Annotated in this window: 2 pseudogenes; both read left to right on the top strand. The window is 66.2% G+C overall.

The features are described 5' to 3' along the window. Positions 1–534: pseudogene (locus EN914_RS37065) on the top strand (glucose-6-phosphate dehydrogenase); the annotation flags it as partial. Between the two features lie 13 nt (positions 535–547). Next, positions 548–798 (top strand): annotated as a pseudogene (locus EN914_RS37070) (ROK family protein); the annotation flags it as partial.

Consider the following 798-nt stretch of genomic DNA (forward strand, 5'->3'; position numbering starts at 1 on the left):
GAACCCGGCGTGGCGCCGAACTCGCCCGTCGAGACCTTCGCGGCGGTGCGTTTCTTCGTCGACACCTGGCGCTGGCAGGACGTGCCGTTTTTCATCCGCGCCGGCAAGAACATGCCGGTGCATGTCACCGAAGTGGTGGTGCGGCTGAAGCGGCCGCCGCTCGATGTCTTCGATCCGATCAAGCCCGCCGACCAGAACTACGTCCGCTTCCGCATCGACCCACAGGTGGTGATCGCCATCGGAGCACAGCGCAAGGCGCCGGGCGACGACATGATCGGCGAGCAAGTCGAACTGACGGCGCTCGACGACTCGAAGGGCGACATGCCGCCCTATGAACGCTTGATAGGCGACGCCATGAACGGCAACGGCCAGCTGTTCACCCGCCAGGACGCCAGCGAACTGGCCTGGCGCATCGTCGGCCCGGTGCTTGGCGACACCACGCCGCCGCACCTCTACGAGCCGCTGACATGGGGACCGGCGGACGTCATGGCCGGGTTCGGGCCACCCAATGGCTGGATCGATCCGGTGAAGTGAGAGGAACCACGCGATGGCCAAGGCAGTGAAGCAACCAGCATCGGGCACCGGGACGCCAGATACTGAAAAGATCGTGCTCACGATCGACATCGGCGGCTCGCACGTCAAGATCCTCACCAGCGCCGGCGGCGCGGAGCGCCGCGCCGATTCGGGGCCGGGGCTGACGCCGCAACAGATGATCGATACCGTGAAGGAGCTCGCCGAAGGCCTGTCCTACGACGTCGTCTCGATGGGCTATCCCGGCCCGGTCAACCACAACAGGCC

The organism is Mesorhizobium sp. M7A.F.Ca.CA.001.08.2.1, assembly GCF_003998455.1.
GTDB classification, from domain to species: domain Bacteria; phylum Pseudomonadota; class Alphaproteobacteria; order Rhizobiales; family Rhizobiaceae; genus Mesorhizobium; species Mesorhizobium ciceri.